The 24,384-nt window shown below is 51.4% G+C and carries 20 protein-coding genes; 1 reads left to right on the top strand and 19 read right to left on the bottom strand.

Annotated features, from left to right (window positions below; translation table 11 throughout):
- Positions 1-18: 18 nt before the first annotated feature.
- The 11 genes from IEY53_RS06145 to IEY53_RS06095 all read right to left on the bottom strand — a co-directional run bounded on the left by IEY53_RS06145 (position 19) and on the right by IEY53_RS06095 (position 9,783).
- Positions 19-399, bottom strand: coding sequence for a MerR family transcriptional regulator (locus tag IEY53_RS06145; protein ID WP_229696011.1), 381 nt, complete (start codon positions 397-399; stop codon positions 19-21).
- A 96-nt stretch (positions 400-495) separates the two neighbouring features.
- On the bottom strand, positions 496-1,326 hold the full coding sequence (locus tag IEY53_RS06140) for an NAD(P)H-binding protein (RefSeq protein WP_189022996.1): 831 nt from the start codon (positions 1,324-1,326) through the stop codon (positions 496-498).
- A 6-nt stretch (positions 1,327-1,332) separates the two neighbouring features.
- Positions 1,333-1,779 carry a MarR family winged helix-turn-helix transcriptional regulator gene (locus tag IEY53_RS06135; protein WP_189022994.1) on the bottom strand — a complete coding sequence of 149 codons (447 nt, stop codon included), beginning with the start codon at positions 1,777-1,779 and terminating at the stop codon, positions 1,333-1,335.
- 159 nt (positions 1,780-1,938) lie between these two features.
- Positions 1,939-3,120 carry a metallophosphoesterase gene (locus tag IEY53_RS06130; protein ID WP_189023173.1) on the bottom strand — a complete coding sequence of 394 codons (1,182 nt, stop codon included), beginning with the start codon at positions 3,118-3,120 and terminating at the stop codon, positions 1,939-1,941.
- Positions 3,121-3,303: 183 nt separating this feature from the next.
- Positions 3,304-4,143 carry a pentapeptide repeat-containing protein gene (locus tag IEY53_RS06125; RefSeq protein ID WP_189023171.1) on the bottom strand — a complete coding sequence of 280 codons (840 nt, stop codon included), beginning with the start codon at positions 4,141-4,143 and terminating at the stop codon, positions 3,304-3,306.
- A gap of 126 nt (positions 4,144-4,269) precedes the next feature.
- On the bottom strand, positions 4,270-4,749 hold the full coding sequence (gene ybiA / locus IEY53_RS06120) for a riboflavin biosynthesis intermediates N-glycosidase (RefSeq protein WP_189022992.1): 480 nt from the start codon (positions 4,747-4,749) through the stop codon (positions 4,270-4,272).
- Positions 4,750-4,765: 16 nt separating this feature from the next.
- A complete protein-coding gene (locus IEY53_RS06115) occupies positions 4,766-5,674 on the bottom strand; it encodes an NUDIX hydrolase (RefSeq protein WP_189022990.1) in 909 nt (302 codons plus the stop codon).
- A 723-nt stretch (positions 5,675-6,397) separates the two neighbouring features.
- Positions 6,398-7,261, bottom strand: a complete 864-nt coding sequence (locus IEY53_RS06110) for a cation diffusion facilitator family transporter (protein WP_189022988.1) — start codon at positions 7,259-7,261, stop codon at positions 6,398-6,400.
- Between the two features lie 165 nt (positions 7,262-7,426).
- The gene (locus IEY53_RS06105) at positions 7,427-8,518 is read right to left on the bottom strand and encodes a DUF418 domain-containing protein (protein WP_189022986.1); all 1,092 of its coding nucleotides are present in this window, start codon (positions 8,516-8,518) and stop codon (positions 7,427-7,429) included.
- Positions 8,515-9,102, bottom strand: coding sequence for a TetR/AcrR family transcriptional regulator (locus IEY53_RS06100; RefSeq protein WP_189022984.1), 588 nt, complete (start codon positions 9,100-9,102; stop codon positions 8,515-8,517). Before IEY53_RS06100 ends, IEY53_RS06105 begins: the two co-directional genes overlap by 4 nt.
- 174 nt (positions 9,103-9,276) lie before the next feature.
- Complete coding sequence (locus IEY53_RS06095; RefSeq protein ID WP_189022983.1) at positions 9,277-9,783, bottom strand: ferritin; 507 nt, start codon at positions 9,781-9,783, stop codon at positions 9,277-9,279.
- 181 nt (positions 9,784-9,964) lie between these two features.
- Between IEY53_RS06095 and nagZ the strand changes: the two genes are divergently transcribed.
- Positions 9,965-11,329 carry a beta-N-acetylhexosaminidase gene (nagZ, locus tag IEY53_RS06090; RefSeq protein WP_189022982.1) on the top strand — a complete coding sequence of 455 codons (1,365 nt, stop codon included), beginning with the start codon at positions 9,965-9,967 and terminating at the stop codon, positions 11,327-11,329.
- Between the two features lie 19 nt (positions 11,330-11,348).
- Here the strand turns inward: nagZ and IEY53_RS06085 are convergent, their stop codons facing one another.
- From IEY53_RS06085 to IEY53_RS06050, 8 genes are all read right to left on the bottom strand, one after another.
- On the bottom strand, positions 11,349-12,440 hold the full coding sequence (locus IEY53_RS06085) for an efflux RND transporter periplasmic adaptor subunit (RefSeq protein WP_189022981.1): 1,092 nt from the start codon (positions 12,438-12,440) through the stop codon (positions 11,349-11,351).
- Positions 12,441-12,471: 31 nt separating this feature from the next.
- Positions 12,472-13,866, bottom strand: coding sequence for an ABC transporter permease (locus IEY53_RS06080; protein ID WP_189022980.1), 1,395 nt, complete (start codon positions 13,864-13,866; stop codon positions 12,472-12,474).
- Positions 13,856-14,575, bottom strand: a complete 720-nt coding sequence (locus IEY53_RS06075; RefSeq protein ID WP_189022979.1) for an ABC transporter ATP-binding protein — start codon at positions 14,573-14,575, stop codon at positions 13,856-13,858. The genes IEY53_RS06080 and IEY53_RS06075 overlap by 11 nt, the downstream gene beginning before the upstream one ends.
- Before the next feature lie 36 nt (positions 14,576-14,611).
- A complete protein-coding gene (locus IEY53_RS06070; RefSeq protein WP_189022978.1) occupies positions 14,612-17,260 on the bottom strand; it encodes a hypothetical protein in 2,649 nt (882 codons plus the stop codon).
- 178 nt (positions 17,261-17,438) lie between these two features.
- Positions 17,439-19,937 (bottom strand): glycosyl hydrolase family 95 catalytic domain-containing protein, encoded by a 2,499-nt coding sequence (locus IEY53_RS06065; protein ID WP_229696010.1) that lies wholly within the window; start codon positions 19,935-19,937, stop codon positions 17,439-17,441.
- Complete coding sequence (locus IEY53_RS06060) at positions 19,934-21,079, bottom strand: glycoside hydrolase family 88/105 protein (protein WP_189022975.1); 1,146 nt, start codon at positions 21,077-21,079, stop codon at positions 19,934-19,936. The genes IEY53_RS06065 and IEY53_RS06060 overlap by 4 nt, the downstream gene beginning before the upstream one ends.
- 46 nt (positions 21,080-21,125) lie before the next feature.
- The gene (locus IEY53_RS06055) at positions 21,126-22,268 is read right to left on the bottom strand and encodes an oligogalacturonate lyase family protein (protein WP_189022974.1); all 1,143 of its coding nucleotides are present in this window, start codon (positions 22,266-22,268) and stop codon (positions 21,126-21,128) included.
- A gap of 40 nt (positions 22,269-22,308) precedes the next feature.
- Positions 22,309-24,366, bottom strand: coding sequence for a glycoside hydrolase family 65 (locus tag IEY53_RS06050; protein ID WP_189022972.1), 2,058 nt, complete (start codon positions 24,364-24,366; stop codon positions 22,309-22,311).
- Between the last annotated feature and the right edge of the window lie 18 nt (positions 24,367-24,384).

The raw sequence follows: 24,384 nt of genomic DNA, 5'->3' as shown, positions 1-24,384 counted from the left end.
TCACACTCCCAAATCTGTTTAGAACTCGCCCATTTTTTTGCCGCTTTGGACCTTGGCATTGATGAAATCTAAGATGGTCTGCAAATGCGCCATTTGCTCCTCGATTTTCTGCTTATGCCCATTAAGAATCCGATCCCGTTCAGCGATGGTTTGCTCGTCATCCTCCGCGGATTGCTGCACATACAGCCTCATTTCTTCCAGTGGCATCCCGGATTTTTTCAGGCATTTGATAAGCACCATCTTTTCCAGATCCTTACCGTCATACACACGGTGTCCATTCGTTTTGCGTTTCACTTGCTCCAGCAAGCCAAACTTCTCATAATAACGGATCGCGTCTTCGGTAAACCCTGTTTTTTCCACAAATTGTTTCATTGAGTAGCTCTCCATGGTCTTGTTCATACCGTCACTTAGCCCCCTATCGATAAAATGTTGGGATTATTGCTCTCATTCATATAGGGTTATCCTACAACCTGGTGTTGACACCAAGTCAAGTGATTATTTCTTGCCTGCAGCGGATTGAACAAAAGGCCTGATGCTGTCCTTCAGTCCGGTTACTGGACGGCCCAGCAAATGCTCCAGATCTGCCGAAGTCGAAGCAGTGTCGATCCTGCCGAGAAAATCATAGATAAAGTGCTTGCACTCAGCGCTTGTTCTGTGCACAACTTGCTTGCCGGTCAGCTCGGCTAACGCTTCAGCCAAGGCTGTGAAATTCCAGGGACGAGATGCAGTGAGCTCATAAATCCGCTTGTGTTGCCCGCCGCCTGAGGCCAGAACAGCTGCGGTCCCGCATGCTAGGTCCTGCCTCGTAACCGCATTAAATGACCATTCACCCGGAGGCGTGATAAGTTCACCACCGGCAACGGCTTCATTCAGGCCGAACACAGCTACCACATCCATATACAACGCATTGCGCAAAAAAGTATACTCCAATCCGGATTCCATAATGGCCTGCTCACTGAGCAGATGGACATGGTTCGGAGGAATTGGACCTTGCGGCGGAAAAGCAAAGCTGGTGTACAGAAGATGCTGCACACCGGCCTGTTTGGACGCCTGGATAACAAATTTGTGCTGCAATAGGCGGACCTGATCGTCCTTGTGCGAGCTTGAGATCAGCAGCAGATGGGTAATCCCGTTAAAAGCTGCGGCAAGCGACTCCGGCTGGTCGTAATCCACGAACCGAACCTCAAGACCCTGATCCGTATATCGTTTTGCCCGTTCCTGATTGCGGACGCCGGCGATGACTTGGCCAGCGGGCCGCTTTTGCAAAAGCTGTTCAATAATCAAACTCCCCAGTTGACCTGTGGCTCCTGTGATTAGAATCTTCATATGGGTTCATCCTCCATTCAGCTTTTGCAATAAAGAAATCAACATTAACATTTCCTGCTCATCCAACCCCTGCATCCGCGTGGCCACCGCCCGGCGGTTCTCCGGAAGATGTCCGGTCAAGAGCTGCTGCCCTTGCCCGGTTATGGAAATTACGGTTTTTCGGCCATCCTGTGAATGACTGGAGCGGGTAATATAGCCGTCTTTCTCCAGCGGAACAAGCAGCAGGCTGATATTGGCTTTGGTAACGCCAATCCGCTCCGCCAGAACTGAAGGGAGTATGCTGCCGCCCTGCTTTGTAATCTCAACCAGAATGCGGATGCGAGCACCATTGAGGCCGGTAGACTGCCAATATTTCTCGGATACGGCTACAAGATTCGCGGTTGTCTCCACCAAAGTGAAAAAAACGCGGGTAGTCAAGGGCGGGTCCAGTACATATTCCTGCAAATCCTCCATCAGTTAGGTTCACCCTCCATTAGTTTAGCGCTTAACTATATTTAAAGTATAACATTCCCTGGGTTTTGTCAAAGCCCCTTCTGTTGAAGCCTGCAAAAAAACCGGCACCCTAACAGGTACCGGAATTCAGAATAAGTCCATGCTATCCTTGCAGATTCTTCAGATTAACACAGCTTTGGCCGATATGGGCTCTTCGCTGTAATGTCTGCTGCCTTCGAGCATGACTTCCAGCTTAATGAGCTCCGAACGGCTGGCCAGACGGATCGGCGGCCCCCAGGTTCCATATCCCGAAGAGACTACCACGTGCAGGTTCTCTTTGCGCAGATATCCCCAATCCAGCTCAAACAGACGTTTGGTAATCCAGTGATTGGGGGCAATTTGACCACGATGGGTATGACCTGACAGCAGGACATCCACCCCTGCCTGGGCAGCAGCACCGAATCCGGTCGGTTGATGATCCATCATCAGCACAGGACGTGAGAGATCGAGTCCTTCCAGTAAGGCAGCGACGCTTAATCGGCCTCCTTCCATGGCTTCGGCAGTTTTGTCTTTTCGGCCAACAATATAAGTGCCAGCGGCTTCAACCACTTCATCCTGCAGCACCTTAATGCCGATGCCGGCCATCAGCTCGGTATATTCTTTGATCGAACCGCCGTAGTATTCATGGTTCCCGAGGACGGCATACACCCCATAGCGCGCTTTTAACAGTTTGAGCTGCTCGCTCATCCGGTTGCGGACAAACGGTTCAATGCTGTCATCAAGCACATCACCGGCCAGCAGAATAACGTCGGGCTCCATGCTGTTGATTTCAGCAACCATTTTGCGGAGATGCCGGTTGCCGACGATATTGCCCAGATGCAGGTCTGAGGCCACGGCAACAGTCAGAGCTGCACTAGTGCTTGATTTCTTCTCAACAGGAAGGCGATGAGTGCGAACGATCGTGCTCCAGGCATTTCTTGAACCCCACACCAGGAAAGCCACCAGCAGGAACGTAAGTGCTGCGCCAGCTTCGGCAGTAAACAAAGTACGGTCAACCCCTGTCAGTCCCAGCACCCAATACAGCAAATCCGTCAACGGCAGCACGATCACTGCGAACTCCATACAGGCCAAGTAGTAGGAGCCGAGCACCTTAAAAAACCGGCCAACGGGCTTCACCGCTTGCGGCCAAGGGAGCATTCCGATCATATAGGCAAAAGCAATCAGCAGGAATACCGGCCAAAACACCGCGGAAAGCAACTCTGGCAGCAAGTAGCCAATAAGAATCCGGACATGCATTCCAATATACAAATTGACAAGGACCAACACCAGCACCATAACCGATGCTGAAGCTAACATTCGCATTTTTTTCAATAGTCACACCCCTTTGTTCTTGATCTGTATACTCTACCTCAAAGCATAACATAAAAGATTAACGTAGAATAAAAAGTGATCGGTGAGCATGACAAATTGCAGAGGGATATCCAGCAGCAGCCGCCGCGGAAAAGCCCGAAAAAGAGCATCTCTGCGGTCAGAGATGCCAGTGGCTTATAACCAATGCTCCGGAATGCTAAGATGAGCCGGTAATCGCGTAGTCCTATCGCCGTTCGCGGAATTCACCTGCGCCTGGGTCAGAAAAATACTCCCGGTCAAATCGGCACCGCCCAGATGGGCATCTCTTAAATCGGCGCCGATCAGATCAGCTTTGCGGATATCGGCTTTTCTTAGGTCGGAGGCAATAAGCAGAGCCCCTCTCAGATTGGCCCCCCGAAGGTTGGCTGCTTGCAGATTTGCACCGATAAAATCGCTTCCCTTGCTGATTTTGTGCTGTATTTTGGCATTCGGCAACGGAGGGACAGCTCCTGCACGGACACGTTCACTGGTCTTGAGCAGCAGAACATTCACAACCGCCCTGTGGGCGGGAACATCCAGCGCCAGAATGGAAGCGGGGCTCAGATCAGTGAGCCGCTCCGTTGCTGTAAGTGCTGCCTGCAGCTCCTCATGCATAGAGGCAGTCTCTGGCAGCCCCATTGCCTCATTCAGAAAATACAGCATTTCATACAACTGCTGCATGACAGGCAGAACATCATACATTTCTTTAGCGTTACCGGGGTGTTCACGCCAATCCTTACCGGCATAAGTAACCTGTGAGATCTTTTGTCCTGCACCAAAACACTCATAGACCGTACAGCCACGGAATCCTTTGCTTCTTAGCGCGGTATGAATCCCGCAGCGATAATCGGCTTGCAGATTGAGACAGGGCGTGTCCCCATTTTTATCAAAAGCAAAATCAGCGGACTTGGCATAAGGCAGAGCTACGCAGCACAGGCCAAAACATTGCTCGCAGTCTGCTTTATATTTGTTGTTCTCCGTAAAAGTAGAAATGATTGCACTTCCTTTTGATATTGTGGATGGGATGATATTTTGAAATCAGCATCTTTTCAGTTTATAAGAATGAACTGGACAGTTCAAGGTATTAAATGATTAAAAGCGTCCATGATTGTTATGTACAGGTCAATTTCCATGGATCAGATTCTCACGAAGCTGCGTCAGAATCTCACCCAGTAAGTTATGTCCTTGCCAGGACGACCTGTTATGTATGCGCGGATCATCCTCTGCAAGACCTACGCCCCATATAAGGTCCGACCTGCCGGCTTTGACGAGTGTGGTGCCTTTTGTATCCAGCAGGACTTGCAGCAGTTCCTCATTCTGAATGAATTTCTCATAATTGCCTGCATAGGCAATAGCTTTGCAGTGCTGATCCCAGACCTTAGGGTCGAAGCTGCGCACCATGCAGCCAAGAGCTTTCTGCCCACTCGGCAGCCGGGCACGGAGGATCTGTTCAGCCAGCTCAATGTCACCGAACAGCATGGCTTTGGAGTAAAACATGTATTGCTCCGCACTGATAAACTGGACATCATGCACTTCAAATAATGCCGGGTACAGCTGGGAAAAAGGGGATTCACTTTTGTGGAAATAAGTGAATTTCTCCATCATACACCCTCACTTTCTATGGCATAAAATTCCTGAGCTGATTATAACGGTATAGCTTGGACGGCCGATGGCCGGCATCTTTGGTGAATTCCTCCGTCTCGGTTACCGCATCAGCGATTTTCCGGCGGAAGGCGGCCGCCAGCAGCTCTTTTCCAAGAATAATCTCGTAAACTCTCTGCAGCTCGGACAAAGTGAACAGCGGCGGCATCAGGTTGAAAATAATATCGGTATACTCGACCTTGCCTCTTAGACGCTCTATCGCATATTGAATCATCAGGACGTGATCGAAAGCAATCCCGTTACTCTCCACGATTTCGCGTTTCAGCTGCCTGACATGGCCTTGCACAGATTCCAGAATGCGTACGGTGCCTGACAAGCTGTCGGTCTCGCTGCTGAGCGAGATGCGCAGCAGCCTTTCCAGCTCACTGCCATCCGCAGTCTCCCGGCGGAATTCCTCGATAACCTCATAACCCACTTCAAACCAAGCCGCCTCATCGGCATCGTCGCCGGCCTGGACATTCAGCGTTGAACGGTCAACGAGGGCCATGTAGGAACAACTGATAACGCGTGTGCGGGGATCACGGTTAACGTCCCCCCAGGTATACAGCTGCTCCATATAGATATTGTCTATGTTTGTCTCACTGTATAATTCCCGGCGGGCAGCCGCTTCAATGCTCTCAGAGACAGCAACGAACCCGCCGGGCAACGCCCATTGCCCCAAGAAAGGATGCTCTCCCCTTTTAATTAACAGCAATTGCAGGGATTTATCCGGCAGCTTCCGGTAATTATCCTGGGCTCTGTTCAAAACGGTAAAGATCAGCATATCCACAGTAACGGACGGGTGTTCAAAAGTGCCGGCATCGTATACTTCCAGAAATTTCTGTTCGGTCAAACCGTTGCGGTCGACTGCATTTTTGGGGGACATAGTTTAGGCTCCTTGAGTGTTTTATTAGATAATATCTTATTGTTAATAACATAGTGTTATTATATACATGGTTGATAGGTAAAAGTCAACCTCTGACGGTGAAGATCCATGTTCAGCACAAGAACAAAATCACCCTAACGGGTGAATAACAACTCGGAGCTTAACTAGGCCCGGATGGTTATTGAACAATAGGCAAGATTATCGTCATTTGGCTTGCATAGAACTCACATTGTTGTACAATGCGCACAACTCTCGCCCATAAGCTAAGGTTAGGACATGCATTGTTGACCGTGCGATTTTGCGTGGGTCCCTCTGCGGACATGATGCGGTCCCTTCACGATCTATCCGCGGCTGATGTGGACAGGAAATCTATTGGGGAGGATTCGGCTATTTAGCAGGACAAACGGACAGAGATTCCGCTATTGGGGAGGATTCGGCTATTCAGCAGGATAATCGGACAGAGATTCCGCTAATTGTCCTATCTCCCTTCATTCTAGGCTCAATCGAACGATATAACGGCTCCTGAGTCCGAATCCCCCAGGAAAGCAGACTTTTTCTCAAAATAAGGTCTTCTCTGTCCGCTTCACTCCGCGGATGGAGCCCAATCCCACTGCACCGCTATATCATCTGAAGGTTCCAAGATATCCACATTTTGGGCATTGCATCATTTCCTATACAACAAAAAAGCCGCCAGGTCATCCTGGCAGCTCCTCGTGATCCTCTTTAAATGGGTTCAATATGCACATGAACGTTGGAGACCCGATGGCGATGCTTGAGCTGGTCTTCAATCGCTTCGGTAATATCATGGCTCTGCACCACATTCAGCTCCGGATTGACAAGCACCGTCGTATCCACCAGAACATTATTGCCATGGATTCGGGCTTTGATCTCCTTAATAGACCTTACCCCATCTATTTCGGCCACAGTCAGCTTCATTTGCTCCAGCTCATCGGCGTCAAAACCATCCGTCAGATCATGTGTTGCCTTGCGGAAAATATCCCAGGCCGTTTTGCAGATCATCAGACCTACGAGCGACGCGGTCAGCGGGTCAAGCCAGGGCAAGCCGAACTGGGAACCCAGAATGCCGATAAAAGCACCTGCACTGACCAGCGCATCCGAGCGGTTATCCTGAGCCACCGCCTGTATTGCATTGCTGTTGATTCTGCGCGCAAGCCGGATGTTGTACATATATACCCCCATCATAACAACCGCGCAGCCGGCTGCCGTCCAGGCTGCGAGCAAATCCGGCTGCTCCATCACGGGTTGGATGAACTTGTTTACCCCCTGATACAGTACCTGAAAACCTACAGCGAACATAATAAAGGAAGCAATTAAAGAAGCGACGGTCTCTGCTCTGAAATGCCCATAGCTGTGGTTGGAATCCGGAGGCCGGCGGGAAATCTTGAGCCCAACCAGAACCGCTATGGAAGCTACAATATCCGTACTGTTATTCAGACCATCCGCATGCAATGCCTGCGAGCCTGAAGCGGCCCCAATCATCAGCTTGATGGCAGCCAGCAGGATGTACGCAGCTATACTAAGCCAAGCGCCCCTTTCGCCTTGTTTAATGTCACTGTAATTTTCCAACAAAAGAACCCCCAAAGAATAGTATTGTTCTATACTACACTCCGGGAATCGGGTGGGTCTAGAGAAACAGTGTTGCCGACCCGCGCAATAGTTCACTCTGCCAAAGAGAGTTGAGCGGCAGGAATTGTGTTGTATGATGTAATATTGTTTGCCCTAGGTAAACTTTTAGCATATTTTTCTCATAAGCAGCTCCATAGGGCCTCTAGTGAATTTTCTTTTCCATAACACAGAGAATAAGATACTTGCAGCAAAAAACAAACAGGAGAACAGGAGTGAAAAAGCCAGTGACTGGTTCTGCAGTCGATTTAAGAAGGATAGGAGCCCAATCCCGATCAGGACATGGCTGACATAATGGGTTAAGGTCATTTGGCCGGTGTTCACAATAGCGTTGGTAAACCAATGTCCGGCAAACCTCTCAGCAAAATAGACAGATAGGATAATCACAACAAGTGCAGTAGAGGAGTTGGATAAGATATAGAAAAGATTGGGCGGAACCGGGCCGGTCTGAAACAAGTATTCAGCACTTTCCACATCCAGCACCGAAAGCGACGTTTGCAATAGAATCCGGGATAAAGATTCTACTATAATTGCTGATAGCAATGAAGTCACAAGGAGCTTTTTTCTTACTAAGGGGTTAGATAAATCCAGCCTGCCAATGACCATACCGATCAAAAAGAAACAAATCCACGGAAATACCGGATGGTAACCGTTAAACAGCAGATTTCTTAAAAATCCTTCCACCGTCCAGAAGTCGAGATATTCCATAAAAGGCTGTTCCGGGTGCCATCCGTTCATATAGTTGAATGTCACTTGCATGGTTTGAGCCATGATCACAACACCGCTTGCTGCCACAATAACAACCTTCCGGGGAACCGTGATTAAAAAAGCTGCAATGAACATGTACACGCCATAATAGTGAAGAATGTCTCCCGTCCAGCCTACAGCATATAAAAGCAGACCTGACACCAATAAAAAAGCTGAACGTTTCCATAAATCCAGGCGGGTGCTGCGAATACTTGCGGGTGAAGCATTGTTTCTGACTTTTCTTGTCATCAATGCAACTCCGATACCCGCCAGCATAACAAATGCCGCCGCAGCCCTGCCCTGAAAAATACCTGTAAACCGGATAAGCCAGTCTGAGCCCTTTCCTTCAACTCCCGTGATCACAGCAAAGTTGACAATTAGCATTCCGAACAAAGCCAGGGCTCTGGCAAAATCCAGTCCTTCAACACGTTTGGTTGGAGATGAAACCGTCATGATTTATCCTCCTTTAGAACACTTGTGACAGCTTCTTTCCAAATCCCCCTGTAATCCAGTTGAAATCCCGTTAACATGAAGTTGCCAATATTATCGATAAGCATCCCGAGCAGATTGGCTTTCGATTCTATATTTCCAGCAGATACTGCCCCAATCTCCACACCGAATTTCAATAGGTCATAATAGGTTGTTAAATAACCTTTTTGTATCTCATACAGCCGATTCCGATATTTCTCATTCCGGGATGCCAATAGGATATATTCGTTAAAAATTTTATTAAAATATTCATCATGCTCATGCTCTTCTATCATCCGATAGCCAATCGAGATCAGTTCTGCTTCAAAGTTATCGATCGAAATACGGTCCAATGAAAAATCGTTTTGATGTTCGATTTCCTTGCAGATTTCGTCGAATATATAATCGATTAATTGCTCCTTTGACTCAAAATAATAATAAATGGCCGGTTTGGATATCCCAACCTCTTTGGCAATCATCGACAAGCTTGTTTTATCAAAACCGTTGTCAGAAAACATTTTGAATGCAGTTTCCACAATATTTTTATGCGTGTTTTCTTTGTTCCCCATTCCCAAGACCTCCTATAATTTACTTACCGGTAGGTAAATTATATTCCATTCTTCCTGGTAAAGCAAGATACCCAATACCTGGAATTACTACGGGTGTTATTGGAGCAACACAAAAAAGCCCAATTTCTCAGCTGTTTCATTGAGAAATTGGGCTTGTAGCGAACCTGGACCCTGTTATTCGGCCGGCGGTGTAAAAGAGCGGCCGGCGAACTCGGCATCCAGCATATAGAAGGCATTGCTGTCTGTTTCGATGCGTTTGAGCTTGGCAATAATGTTGCTGAACAGCGCTTCTTCTTCCACTTGCTCATCAATGAACCATTTCAGAAAGTAGATGGTCGCATGTTCGCGTTCGTCCAGAGCAAGGTCAGCCAGGTGATAGAATTTCTTGGTGTTCTGTTGTTCATGGGCAAAGGCATGCTCAAAGGCATCCAGCATAGAGGTATATTCATTCTTTGGCTGCGGCAACGCGGCGAGTGTGGCCCGGTGATCGCGGTCATTGAGGAATTTATAGATCTTCATGGCATGGAACCGTTCTTCTTCAGCCTGTACCAAAAAGAAATTAGCGAAACCGTCCAGGCTTTCACCGGAACAATAAGCCGCCATAGCAAGATATACGTGAGCCGAATAAAATTCAAAATTCATTTGTTCATTTAGGGCGTTTACTAATAATCCATCCTTCATTGGACAGTCACCTCGTTCTTCAAAGTTTGGTATGTAAGTGGTCTCCTCCATCTTATCATCGTGCCAGAATGTCAGCAAGTGCCCTGGCATCCCAGCTGGCCGATAAAGGTATTTTCCTTGTCAAACTCACAGCAGGCGTTATAGTTATATTATATGCCTGAGGAAAGGATACATCTGCCCTATGTTATCGCCAAGCTTACGTATTAAGCAGTACATCAAACAGCAACCGAGACAAGCCCGCTTGCTGGCTACAGCCTTTCTGGCTCTGACCTTGAGTATACTCGCCGGCTGCAACAGCGCGGGCAGCCTTGAGGGAAGTGCTTCACACGTGCCTCTTCCTTCTGCTTCGGCGGCAACACCGCTTCCTTCGGTTATCCCTTCGCCAACGGACAAGACTACCACGCCGCCGCGTAATGAAGAGGCTCCAGCCCAGACCGCCGGCAATAATGATCCTGTAGCGCTGACAATAGCTGCCATGACCCTGGAGGATAAGATCGGCCAAATGCTCCTGGTCGGGATTGACGGTACTCAACCTGACCCGGAAACCCAAAGGATGATTGCTGAAGACAAGGTTGGCGGCATCATTTTGTATGCTGACAATATTAAAGGACTGGATGGCATGGTCAGTCTGGTGAATGCGCTGAAACAAAGCAATAAAAGCAACCCTGTCCCGTTGTTCATGAGTGTGGACCAGGAAGGCGGCAAAGTCAGCCGGATGCCGGCGGAGTATGCCTCTATTCCTGCAAACGGCAAGGTCGGCAGAACCAATGACCCTCAATCAGCCCGGATGATGGGGAGCCTGCTCGCCCGGCAGGTACTTGCCGCAGGGTTCAACATGAACTTTGCGCCGGTGCTGGATATTAACAGCAACCCGGATAATCCGGTCATTGGAGACCGTTCGTTCGGCAGCAATGCCCCCCTGGTAACCAAGCTTGGTATCGCTGAGATGAAAGGCATCGAGAGCGAAGGGGTTGTGCCGGTCGTTAAGCATTTCCCCGGACATGGCGATACTTCGGTAGACTCGCATCTGGAGCTCCCTGTGGTGAACAAAACCGCAGCCGAGCTCTCCAAGCTGGAATGGCTGCCTTTTCAGGCGGCCATCAAGGAGAATGCGGCTGCGGTAATGGTTGCACATATTTTGTTCCCCCAACTGGACAAGGACAAACCCGCATCGCTGTCCCCGATTATTATCGGAGAGCAGCTGCGCGGGGTTATGGGTTACCAAGGGGTTGTGATTACTGACGACCTGACCATGGGTGCCATTCTGAAGAATTATGATCTGGCAGAAGCTGCTGTGGACACGGTCCAGGCAGGCAGCGATATCCTCCTGATCGCCCATGAATACAGCAATGAACGGAAAGTGCGTGAGGCGCTGCTGCTCAGTGTCAGGAACGGGACCATTGCCGAGTCGCGCATTGACGAAAGTGTCAACCGGATATTAAGCCTGAAAGCCAGATACGCTCTAAGCGATGAACCGGTAGCTGTTCCTGACCTGAACAAACTTAACAAAGATGTTGTGAACTGGTCCCACACGATTCCTGAATAAATCAATAAGCAGTGATAATTTACTGCAGCACTACCTTGTCCCCAACCTTCAGTCCTGACAGCACTTCGGTGTTGTCACTAGTCTCCAGCCCGGTTTTGATCTCGGTACGTTCGTATTGGCCATTGCCCTTGTCCAGCATAACATAGGAGAGATCCCCTTCATGCTGGATGGCTATGCTCGATACGACAACGGCATTCTCTTTGCGGGTGGTTTCAATCTCTCCGTTGAGACTAAGTCCGCCTATGAGGTGTTCGTCAGGCTGCAGGGAGATGACGACTTCAAACTGCGGTGTTGAGCTAGTGCTGGCATTGTTCTCCCCGGAGGTGGCCGTGGCAAATTTCGCTACCTTGGTCACCTCACCGGTCAATGTAAGCTCCTTCATGGCTGTCAATTTGACCTTGACTTTCATGCCCTTCTTAATTCGGAAAACATCCTGCTCCCCCACCTGAGCTATAAATTCCAGCTTGCTGAGGTCTACAATCTTGCCAATATACTGGTTGTCCGTTACGGCTTGCGGACGTTCGCTTGAATTATCGAAGAGAAAGATCCCTGAAGCAGGCGCACGATAAATCGCTGTCTGGAGCCTGGCCTTTTTCTCTTCCAGTTCCCGCGCTTGAATATTGGCGTTAACCTCATTCAGCTCATTGCCCAGGCGTGCCGTTTCCTGTGCGGCAAGCACTTTTAACCGCTCGGCCTCTGTCGCTCCAAGCACGGCGTTCTCCTCTTCCTGCTGGCTTACAAAGGTATTCAGCTCCGCCTCCAGCTTTGCCTTTTTGATGGCAGCTTCAGCAGTGGCAATTTCATTCTCCAGAGCTTCCTGGTCCAGGCTGTACAGCACATCGCCTTTCTTCACCTGTCCACCGTTTTCCACTTTCCAATTCTTGACCTTGGATGCAAATGGCGCATATACACGCGTCTCGTTCTGATACTTCGATTTCCCCTTGACCTGGACGGAGCTGGTCACTGTCTCTTGGGTCACTTCAAAGCTAATGACTTGCGGCGGTTCAATATTCTCCATCTCTGCTGTAGGCTTATTCATTTGGGTGTACAGGAAATACCCTGCTCCCAAGATGATCAACGCAAATATGATCCACTTGATAATCCTTTTCATCACGCCCAGCTTCCTTTCAACTTATAAATGTCTAATCCCGTTTGATCGCGGTGAGCGCATTGGTTCTGGATGCGCTGATTGCCGGATAAATGCCTGATATAATTCCCGTCATGATGGCAAAAGCTATACCGACCGGAAGCGTGGAGAGCGGAATGTAAATGACCAGAGCTTCTCCGCCGCCGAATCCGCCGCCTGTTCCGACAAGCTTGTTGATGCCTGATACGATCAGATAGGAAAATCCAATGCCGAGCAATCCGCCCAGTAGTCCCAGCAATGCAGCTTCTGTAATGAACATGTTCCGGATCTGCCCCATATTGGCACCCAGTACCTTCATTATGCCAATCTGGCGCCGCCGCTGATGGGTAGACATGGTCATTGCTACAATAATTGAGATGGAAGCGATGATCAGAATGAACACACCGATTCCGAGCGCCACTTTTTTGAACATGCTAAAGGTTTCGGCAAGCTGTTCTTTCTGGAACAGATTTGTACTGGTCTGAAGAGTCAGCTTTTGGACCAGCTTCTCTACCTGGACGATGTTATCCACACTGTCCACTTTGACAATGGCCGAGTTGAAAACTCCGGTTTTCGAGCTGCTGCTGCTATCCGCGCCGTTGTTCGCATTTAATTTAAGCTCCTCTGAGAGCTGCTCTGCGGTCTCCAGGGAAACATAAATTTTCTTGTCATACATGGCCATATTCTCGTCCATGCCACTCGGAAGCGCCAGTGTACCAATAACCCGCATCTGAGAGCTTGTCAGCATTTTTCCTGTTTGTGAGGCCATATCCGGCGCTTGCAGCTGAATCTGCTGCTGATACATGTCGGATGGAAGCCTGCTTAAGCTGTCATATTGCTCCATCACCTTCGGATCGTAGGTGCCATTCATCTTCTCGTAGAGATTTTTCCGCGTTTCCGAATCGATCAGGCCCAGAGTAGCCCCATAGTTGAGAATAACGCCACCCAAGGTATCGGAGGGCCCACCCTGTTTGAATTTATTCCCATATTTGGTTAACAAACTCAGATCTGTACCGATGATCTGCGCATCCGAAATCTTGTTATCCACCGTAAGCATTTGGACATAGCCCACTTCCTGAAAGGGAGCCGCAGCGGTCACATGATTTAACTTCTGGATAATCTCCACTTTTTGGCGGGTCAGCCGGCCCGGGTCAAACTTATTGGCGGAATTTCCGGCTCCCGAACCTCCGCCCTGCCCCGGAATGCCTTCATTCGGCCTGACCGTAATTTCATCCATTTTGAAATTGCGGTTCACTTCCCGGTCGGCGTAACTCTGGGCGGAGTCCCCGATGCTAAGTGCCACAATAATGGCGGCACAGCCAATGGAGAGACCTGCCATACACAAACCTGTGACGACCTTCCGCCGCTTGATCTGATCCCAGGCCAGCCGGGTGATATCACTAATCCGCATGGACTTCACCCCCTTCGGACTCCGGTTCGGCAGGGGTTTGCTTCTTAGTAATCATATAACCGTCTCGAAGCGTAAAGATCCGCTGCATCTGCTCCGCAACCTCCTGGTCATGGGTAACGACAATGAAGGTCGTCTTCATTTTTTTGTTCAAATTCAGCAAAATACCGATAATTTCCTTTTCGGTCTTCGAATCCAAATTTCCCGTAGGCTCATCGGCAAAGATAACGGAGGGCTCCGTAATCAGGGAACGCGCTATACTGACACGCTGCTGCTGGCCCCCGGACAGCTGGGATGGGAATAAATCCGCCTTGTCGGGAATCCCCACATTCTCCAGCAAAGCCATTGCTTTCTGCTTGCGTATCGAGGGTGCTACCGACTGGAATACCAGCGGCAGCTCCACATTCTCACGCACGGTCAAGCTGGTGATGAGCTCATAAGCCTGAAAAATAAATCCGATATGCTTACGCCGGAACACGGACAATTTGTTCTCGCTCATCTTCACCAAGTCATGGTCAGCGATAAAAATATGGCCTTCAGTCGGCTTCATCAGCCCGGCCATCAGGTTCAGCATCGTAGATTTACCCGAACCCGAACTGCCCAGCAGGGCCACCATCTCTCCCTGCTTTACGGCAAAGTTGATGTCATGAAGCACCGAGGTGGTCTCACTGCCGTTTTTGAAAGTATGACTTACCTTTTCCACTCGCAACATAGGAGCTGCTCCTTCGCGTACTTGTAATAGAGATGATCAGTTCTTGTCGTTCGTCTGAACCCGTTCAATGGTCAAATTGTAGGCTTGGCTGGCCAATTCGATCCGCTCACCTTGGAACTCATCATAAAGTGTTATGCGGTAGGTCCCGCCGGCCAGGTTCTTATACATGTTGCTGCTGAAGGAAACCGCGTACGAGTTGTTATTTCCTTCTGTCAGCTCTGTACCCAGCGCCAGGCTTTTTTCCTGGGACTGGCCATAAGGATCCGTCATTTTGAGCACCAGCTTATGATTAAAAGCACCCATTTCGTAGCTGCTGTCACGCAGCAGATTATAGTTCATCGAAATGCTGATAGTGTCGCTGCCCTTTAAGTTCCGGCCCTCCGATTGCTGCACGGATAAGGTGTAAGGGTTCAGCTTGACTGCGCTCAAATCCTTCTGCGGCGGTGTTACAACCGGGTTAAGCGCCAGGGAAGCGATATTAATAAATCCGCTTGGCTCCTGGCCTGTTTCAGTCAGCTTGTTGCCGGTAACCCCCGGGCCCAGATACAGCGACGCATCGGAAGTCCCAACGGATTTGGGGAGCTTGGCCCAAAAGGAAATTAGCTGCTGGCCGCCAGGTGTGGCGGCAGTTTCCGGCTGATTGGAGGTAGCCTCATAGATTTGCCCATCGGCCATTTTGTAATAACCCTGCAGACGGGCCATCTTGCTTTGTCTCTTTTCCTCACTGCTCAGAAGCATTTCCGTGTAGACGATATTAGCGTTTTGCCCTTCATAAATCGTGGTTTTGCTTTCCTTCACCTTGGCATTTTTGCCAGTGCTGCTAATGCTGTAGCTGCCCCCTTGTTCAATCTGCTCCACCGCATTCATCATGCTGGTGGTGCTAAGCGTTAGAATCGGCACATTTTCTTCTTTGATGACAGAGAAAAGATTGAGTTTAAGAGTGCTGAAATCCTGGGTGTACGGAATTTTGGTCATCAGAAAGACATCAGCCGTCTTGCCCGGTGCCAGAGTCGCCGTCTCCTTGTCCATAAACAGCTCGGTCGAAGCGGTAAAATCACTGTTGTCTGCCTTGATGCCTCCCTTAATCTCAGGTAAAGAGAGCGCCGCTGACTGTGTATTAGTAAGCTTGACTTTGGCTACAACAATATCCTCGGCTTTCCAGGGGAAACGCTGTATGGATTCAAGGCTGTAAGTGAAAGTTCCGTACGGGGTAGTTGCTGTGTAATCCAAGCCTTTTTGCGTATCGGCACGCAAGGTATATGGAATTGAGAAATAAGCGACCGGGATTGACAATTTGGCGGTAGCCCCGGGAATTACTGGTGTTTCACCCGTGCCGCCCCCAGCATTGCCCCCGGCATTGGCCTCCGGCGTGGCCGCGCCAGGGTCAGGTTGGGATTGAGGCTGGGACTGGGACTGGCCGGCACTGAAGGCTTCAATCATCAGCAGCTGCAGGGTGTTCTGCTCCACCTCCAGCGGCAGCTGTGCACTAAGCGGGATGACTTTCTCTTCCAGCGGCTTTATGGTAATGCCGTTCAGTGATTTGGCGTCAATCGGAAAGGTTTTGCCTTTAGCCGACTTCACGGACAATTCATAGGTGGGTAAAGTAACGGCCTTGTTGCCGGTGTTTTTTACACGAAGCTGAAAGGTCCACATCCCCTTATCGTTCTCCGCATATACATTGGCATTGCTCAGAAGCGTCTCAATAGTGTTGTTGTTAATCATAATTTTCTTCACAACTCCGCGGCCTACGACCAAATTGGGCGTTGTTGCGGCAGGAAGCTTGAATGCAGACTTGGGAAGCTCCACCTTCAGTGTTGCGTCCTTTTGCGTAAATTGCAGCTTCATATTATCCGTCTTTAGATACGGCGGAATCTCCGTCAGATAATAGATCAGCTTCTTCTCCTGGGGCTGAATTTTGTAACCGGCTTGGGCGCTGTCCAGTGCCAGTTCAAACGCTGTACCGCTGGCTGTAACCAGATAAGCTGAATAGCCGGGATCGCTGAGAACTTTATTGCCTTTGTTGGTCAGATTCAGGCCGATCTTGGCATAAACTTTTCCTTCATATTTGTACAGCTGCAGCGATTCTGCACCTGCGGCAACCGGGATGTCTCCCATGGCAGTGGTCTGGCTTTTGCCGATGGGGGTGACCGGAGAATAGTTGGCCGGCAGATTGAAGCTGCCCGCATGCTTAAGATAACCTTTGGTCTTGGTGTCCCAGACGTACATCGGGAATTTTACACCTTTGAGTGAGTTTAATTTGCCGACGTTGACATAATAGGTCACCCGCAGGTTGCCCTTTGGAGCCACTTTTTTCTTCAGGGCATCGCTGGTTATAGGATTAGCGGCAATCACAGTGCCCCCCGGCGTAGCCACTCTGGGGAAATACTGGATCAGATTGGCGTTGCTGCCGCTTCCGTTCGAATAGTTAAGTGTATACGTTAGAATATTTCCGCCCGATTGTGGCCACAGGTTCACATCTTCAAGGGTTGCTTTGATATTCGGACCGAGCACGACAGAACCCAGGTTGCTGGCAGTTGAGGTTGTTGAAGCGGGTACAGCTGCAGCTATCCTCAACAACCCGGATGTGGGCACAGAAGAAGCGGCCGAGGCTGCTGGGCCGCTCAGCTGACTGATGATAAAGGTGCTCAGTAACAATGCGATGTATGTATTTCCAGACTTTCTCATTAATTTCCCCCCATAATTATTTACTAAAATAATTATAGAGCCAGGGGCAAAGGGAATTGTATCCAAGTTGTAACCCTTCTGAGCTGATTGTAACCATTTTGTTCCTTTTTATACGAATTTACACGAAAAAACAGCGCAAAATGCGCTGTTTCGACACTCAAATGTTGTTACCAATCTTCTATTTTCCGAATGCTGTCTGCTCAACAACCAGTTTTCCACCGGCTTCAAGTTCAAGCACATAGCCGCCGTCCGCAGCGGACCAAACCAAGCTGCTGTCTTTCCTGCTATGCAATTTACAAGCAGTGATCCATTCCGGAAGCTGAAGTTTCGTGGTGATCCGGCGGCTGGCGGTCAGCTCTGCCTGAAAAGTTCCTGTTGTCCGATCCCATGCAAGAGACAAGCTGCCTCCCGGTATGCACCAGCCGTGAATAGAACCCCTCGTCCACCGCGCAGGCAGTGCCGGCAGCAGCTTGATCCATTGCGGCGATACATAAAGCAGCATCTCCTGCACCGCATTGACCCAGCCCAGGTTGGCATCCAGCTGCACGGGTGCTGCGGGCATAGACATGCACACTCCCATATTGCGCCAATCGTTATGCAGGGTAAAGCCATTATTAAGCATACAGGACCTTGCGAGGATATCCAGACATTCCAGGGCCCGTTCCCCGTCGCCAAGCCGTGCGTATATGGATGACATGTGTGCGAGGGACCAGCCGCTCTGGGCGCCAAGCTGCCGCTGATGCACGGCCGTCTCGAAGGCCCGGAACAGCTCCGGCTGCTCCTCCCGGGTGACTTCCTGTCCCGGAAAAACAGGATACACATGGGAAAGATGACGATGATTACGCCGGTCTTCAAAAGCGGGATGCAGCCATTCTTTCACAGCCCCCTCCTGATTCAGGATATAGGAGGGCAAACGTTCCAGCATGGCTTCCCAGCGCGGAATCTCGCCGGAGTGGATTCCGGCGGTACGGCTGGCTTCAATGACATGCTGCAGTAATTCCTTGATAATGGCAATGTCCATTGTGGCATTGATTGCTGTAGGCATAGGGTGAGCCAGCTGCTGCCCGTCCCTTGGCATGAAATTCTCCGGCGTGTTCTCCGGGGAGACAGACGGGTATATAGTATATTGCCCGTCTGCGTCCAGCACCAGAAAATCCTCATAGAAGCGCAGCGCTTCCCTCATAAAAGGCAAAGCCTCCTCCAGCAGAAACTGCCTATCGCCCGTATACTGGTAATGCTCATAATAATGTCTGGCCAGCCAGCCGGCCGCCCCGGTCCAGTTCATGATGACCGGGACAATCTGATTCGGGACACCATTACCGGGCGTTGTTCCAGCCGGGATATTGATACCGCCGCAGCCAAAGAGCTTGCGTGCATTGTCCCGGAAGTCCTCCATCAATCCGTTGTAATAACGGAATAACGGCTGGTTCAGGCGGGACAATCCCCCGACGGGGGCATGCCAATACATCATCTGCACATTCTCATTGGCCATGTTATGACCCCAGATCAGCCGGTAGTCTCCCCCCCACAAGCCGTATAGTCCAAAAGGCAAGCTACCGTCCTCAGAGGTTCCGCTGATGAACAGATACCGGCCATAAGCCCACATCTTGCGGACTAGCCCGGTGGGAGCTTCACCTTCATAGGCTTCCAGCAGCAGCTCTTCATTACTACGTCCGTCATCCGCCGCATCATCCAGATCAAGCTCGGCTGAGCGGAAAAGCGGCTGATGCAGCGCAGTATGCCCCGCCAGCAGCGTACCGTAATCGCTGCCAAGCGCAGCCAGCTCCTGCTTCAGCCGCGCCCATTCCTGCTCCCGCTCGCCTGCGGCAAACATTTTGACAAGAATAAGCAGCTTGCCTGACGTTTGGAAATGGAGCTTTTCGCTTAAGGCTCCGTCAGCCGAACTCCCTACCTGAATGGGCTCTTCTGTCACCCGTATCAGGCGCAGCACCGCACCAAAGTCCTGGCCGTCGTCATTTCGGCCGCTATATAACAGGTAATCGCCTTCTGCTCTGACTGTTACTGACAACTTCAGCGCGCTGAACTCCTCGTCTTCCCGCACGCGGTCGCCCGGGTGAAACCGGAGTCCTACTGTCCCCGCTAGCAATGGCTTGTCTGCTGCCCCTGTTGCCTGAGCCGTGCCAGCCTCCTCCAGTTCCCGGCCTTCCAGCTCATAGACGATACAATCATCGGCACGGGAGACGAATAAGCTTCTCGAATAGCTCCGGCTCCCCTCCTGCCAGCGGACCTGCACCTCGCCCGTGTCCATATCCAGTTCCCGGCGGTATTTGCGGAAAGCGCGCTCACAGTTCATCGACACCGTCAATGCCGCCAGCGGAAAACGGGAGGAAAGCCTAGAAGCATATCCCTCTGCCTGCAAGGTCCGGCTCAGATGCCAGCTTGCCTCGAGGTATCGTTCCTCGTCCATCAGCCGCCGGGTCTCCGGCAATGTATGACTGACATCGGGCAGCTCATCCTTCCGGCCCCAGTGCCACAATTCACTGTGCAGGAGCAGTACCGTTTCCTCCTGGATGCCCCCTTGCACAGAGGCGCCAAGCTTTCCGTTGCCGGAAGGAAGCGCCTCGCGCCACATCCCTTGCCACCAGGCAGCGGGATACCTAAGCCGCAGCCTATTCCTTTCTGGCCTTGTGTCCATTTGCCCGCTTCGCTTTTTCACTCTCCCCCTGCTCCCCGTTGCTCCATTTCAATGCTGGCCAGCAGGAATGGGGCTACTCCCATCTGGACATCGCTGACGATCTGTTCGCTGATATAATAGGCATAAGAACCGTCGCGGTATTTCTTTCCGCCAAGTCCGGCACCGTGACAAATCCGGTGCAGGTGCACTCCCTTTTCATCCTCGGTGACCAGTTGCTTCAAGATACCCGCATACGCATTTTCAACGACTTTGCGGTCCAGCTCGGCCAAATAATGCAGGCGTTGACCTTTGGCAAGCGCGTAGGTTAGCATACAGGAAGCGGAGGCCTCCAGATAGTTGCCTTCCCTGCCGTTCTGGTCCATCACCTGATACCACAGCCCGCTGTCCTGGTCCTGGGCATGGGCGATTGCATAGGACATCCGCTCAAAGATCCCCATGATCTGCCCCCGCTGCGGATGATCGACCGGAAAATGCTCCAGCGCATCCACCACCGCCATCGCATACCAGCCCATGGCCCGGCCCCAGACATGAAAGGATTGGCCGGTGTCCTTGTCGCACCAGCGCTGTTCCCTGCTCTCATCCCAGGCGTGATGCAACAGGCCGGTCCGGGGATTGCGGGTCTTTTGCTCGATCAGCAGAATCTGCCGCGCCGCTTCATCGAAGCTGTCCGGATGATCTAAGATGCTGGCGTATTCGGCCAGAAACGGCGAGGACATATAAATACCGTCCAGCCACATCTGGAACGGGTATATTTTCTTATGCCAGAACCCGCCTTCACTTGTGCGCGGCGGTCCTTTCAATTGGGCAGCCAACTGCAGGATCGCTTGATAATATTTGTCTTCACCGGTGCGTTTCCACAAGGTGAAAAGATTTTTGCCTTCATTGATCATATCCAGATTGTAATCCTCCAGCCGATACGTCAGGATAGTCCCGTCTTGTTCTATCAGTTCATCCATGTGATGGTCAACAAGCTCAGCGTATTTCCGCTCCCGGTTCCATACGGCTGCCCGTTCCAGGGCCATCAGCGTCATCCCGCCCACGTACCCCCATTTGCCCGCAAGCTTCGGGTGATTGCCATCCGTGCATTCGGAGAGCAGGGTATCTGCAATTTTGACGGACATTCTGCGCTCCTGTACAATAACCTTTGCCGAAGTTTCGGCCATATCGAAATCCCTCCTTTTGATGATCCGCCCACCTATATAGTTTTGGTCAGCTTTCAAGCACAGGCAGCGTGGATGTATCCTGCGGAAGATCAATGAGATAGACATTGGCGTACCCCGTTCGGTCGCTTGTAAACACGATCCGCTCCCCTTGTCCGGTGAACCGGGGATGGGCATGCACTTTCTGCGAATGAAAGCTGCAGCGCAGCTCGCACAGAACCCGGGGCACATCAAAGTGACCCTCCGCCGTCCTGCGCCAGAGGTTCAGGGTCTTCACCTTCCCCTTGCCGTCGGCCACTGCCTGGGATAATCCGTCTGCGTGGGCGTGCCAGGTATCAAAATGAAACTCTGTCTCTTCCAGATCAGAATTGTCGTAATGGATGGCTCCGAAGAAATTGGTGCCGTCAGGGCGAAAGCCATGATAGCCAATCCGCTCCCCATCCGGGAAAAAAAATTCATGCCCCACCTTTTCACCGGGAGCAAGCCGTTCACGGATTCTCCAGACCTTACCCGTCTCAAGGTTGAGGCCCCAGATCCGGTGATCCACGAGATGCCAGGGACCTTCATGACAAAAGGTCATTAACCATGGCCTGGTGGGCGATGCATTCACATGGGTGATGAAGCAATCGGACGGGTATACCGCTTTGGTCTGGCCTGAGGCAAGGTTGATGGATAAAATGATGCTGGAAGGCGCAGCCTCCATTAGCTCCCGGTGGCCGACATATCCGTTGCCAAGATCCAGATCCAGCCTGCCGGACAGGTCTTCCTGGATGCAGGTCAGAACGGACAAGCCGTCGGCGGTGCAGCTGAGATTGCCGATGTTGTATCCGGCAGGGCATTCATACAGCAGCCGCTCCTGGAGTGAGTTCAGGTCAAGCGATATAACGGCCTCCCCACGTCTAAGATAGGCATAAGTGCCCTCTGGATGGAGACAGGCCTCCAACTGGTCATTGTTCTTGTAATCTGTAAGCTGCGTGATTTCACCGTTGTCCATATCAATCGAGAACAGATTGGCCGAATTGCCCCGGTCCGAGACGAACAGCAGCCGTCGCCATTTGTCGTACCACCCGTTTTCGGTAAAATACAAATGATGGCTGTGCGCCATGTAGTCCGTCAATTGCCGGACCGGAAGACCGGTTATCCGGTCATGATACATTTTCCATTCTGCAGGGGTTACTGTTCCTTTCGTCATGTGGCTTGCCCCTTCCTCTCTAAAGTGAGTGGCTGGCTGATCAGAGCAGGGGTTTCAGCCCTTCCCACTCCACAGACCAGCTTCCATCCTGCGGAAATCCCGGATTCTCCCGTTCCTCTCCGCCGGCCCAGCCCGCAGCCATCATGGCGACAGCCGTCAGCAGACCGCCATTCCCCGGCAAATACGCCCACAGGCCCGGTCTTTGATAATTGTGTCCATTTGGCAAATACGTGTTCTTCGTAGCATCCGTCAGCAGAAAATCCACCGCCAGCTCCGGTTCCCCCAGTCTGGCCGCTGTCATGGCGCACATGGGAAAATCCCAGCCCCAGGCGGATTCCCAGTCCCAGCATTCTTTGACTTTAAGCAGTGTATTCCTCATAATCTCTTTATCGATCAGCGATCCGGGCAGCAGTCCAAGCGCTCCAAGCATCGAGGGATGGTCATGGTTCTTGTCGGTAAAGGTGCCGGGACAATTCTCATGAGCAAGATAAACCCCGTTCTCCTGCCGGGGCCTCACCATATGCGAAGCCACCTTCGTCCAGGCCGGATTGGCCGGCTGATCCAGCCGCTCCGCCCACTGCACGGCAATCTCCAGCCCAAATTTCCAGTATTCCAGCTCATACGGCGGATTCAAGCTCTCGTTCATGGCATGATTCTCCTGCGCGGGGATCAGCGGCGGACCCAGCACATAAGCTTCTCTTTCCCCGTCCCAATAGGTATAGGACACCATAAAGTCAGCCGCTGCAAATACAATGTCCTTGTAGTGTTCCAGTACGGACCGCTCAGGCCGGGCCAAATAACACATCTCGGCCAGTGCCATCGGATGCGGCTGCTGCCAGATCAAGCCAGGCGCTACCGGTGACGGGGTCTGCCGCCCGTTATAGCCGACCATTTTGGGCCAGCGCGCCCCGGCATAACCTTGGGATCGGGCCAGTTCACATGCTTCCGGCAGGATGGTCAGGTACCAGTCCATACTTCTGCGCAGCAAGTCGGCACGGTCCCACAGCGGGAAATGGGCAGCATGCCACCAGTGCATCTCCAGATGCATTTTGCCGAACCAGCTGTTGTACATATAGCCGGTCTCCTGCGGCGGCATGGACCCTCCGCTGTGCACGGCGCACAGGAACTGGGACAACACCACTCTGCGCTCCAGCTCGGCAGCACGGGGATCTGTACTGCCGGACAGGTCCATCGCTGCTCCGTTGTTCCAAAATTCCTCCCAGTGATGCGAGCTTGTGCGCAGTACAACTTCCGCCGGCTGCGGCTCCGGCTCCCGGGCAGCAAAAGCTATACTGCAGGACCAGCAGCCGGTGTCCTGGACAACCTCGGGAAGCAGCGTAAATTCATGGGGTCCGGTCTGCTCCAGACGGCCCGCATCCCAGATCCATTTCACGGCATATTCATCTTCATCAAGCTTGCGTTTCAGCGAAGCGGAAGCCATGCTGGCCTCCGTCAGCTCGGTATGGTGTCTGCTGTCCTGCTTCCAGTCGGGGAATACAGATTTGGACCAGCTCCGGTGGGTCATATCGGGTGACGGGAAAACAAGGAACAGCTGCAGGCGGCCTTCACGGATTAACCCGGAGTGCACACGAATGGCTATGCAGTCCCGCTGTGGGTCACAGGCTGTCTCCACCCTCACCTCAGCTCCCTGCACTGTGAACTCACTGTGCAGGACACCAGTCCAGAGGTTCATTTCCTGGCGCACCGGAACCGCATCGGCAACGCCTGCTGCCTCCCCGTCTTCCCGCAGCAGCCGAAACGCAATCCGCCCAAGCTGAAGACGATGAGGATTCTGGCGCAGCCAGTGGTAAGCTTCTTCCTTGTCTTCCGGTTTCATGGGGTACAGCACCTTGCGCCCGTAGGTTTCAAATGCCTGATAGGTAATATCCTGATCTCCGAAGACTTGATGGCCGCCGGTATAATGCCACCCCCAATTGGACTGTGTGCCGAGGGGGATTTCGTAGGCATCCGGAAAGGTCTGAAGGCCTGTAAAATCAGCGCTGAACGCAAATTCTCCATTGCCTACGGATAAAGGCGACCTGGGCTCAAGCTGTGTCAATACCGGATGGTTCCTGGTGACGACCGATTTACGATCCATAAATGGCGCTGCCTCCTT

The sequence above is a fragment of the Paenibacillus albidus genome (genome assembly GCF_014644435.1).
Lineage (GTDB): Bacteria > Bacillota > Bacilli > Paenibacillales > Paenibacillaceae > Paenibacillus_AQ > Paenibacillus_AQ albidus.
Note: the sequence above shows the minus strand (reverse complement) of the source record. Positions and strands in the feature narration are given on the sequence as shown.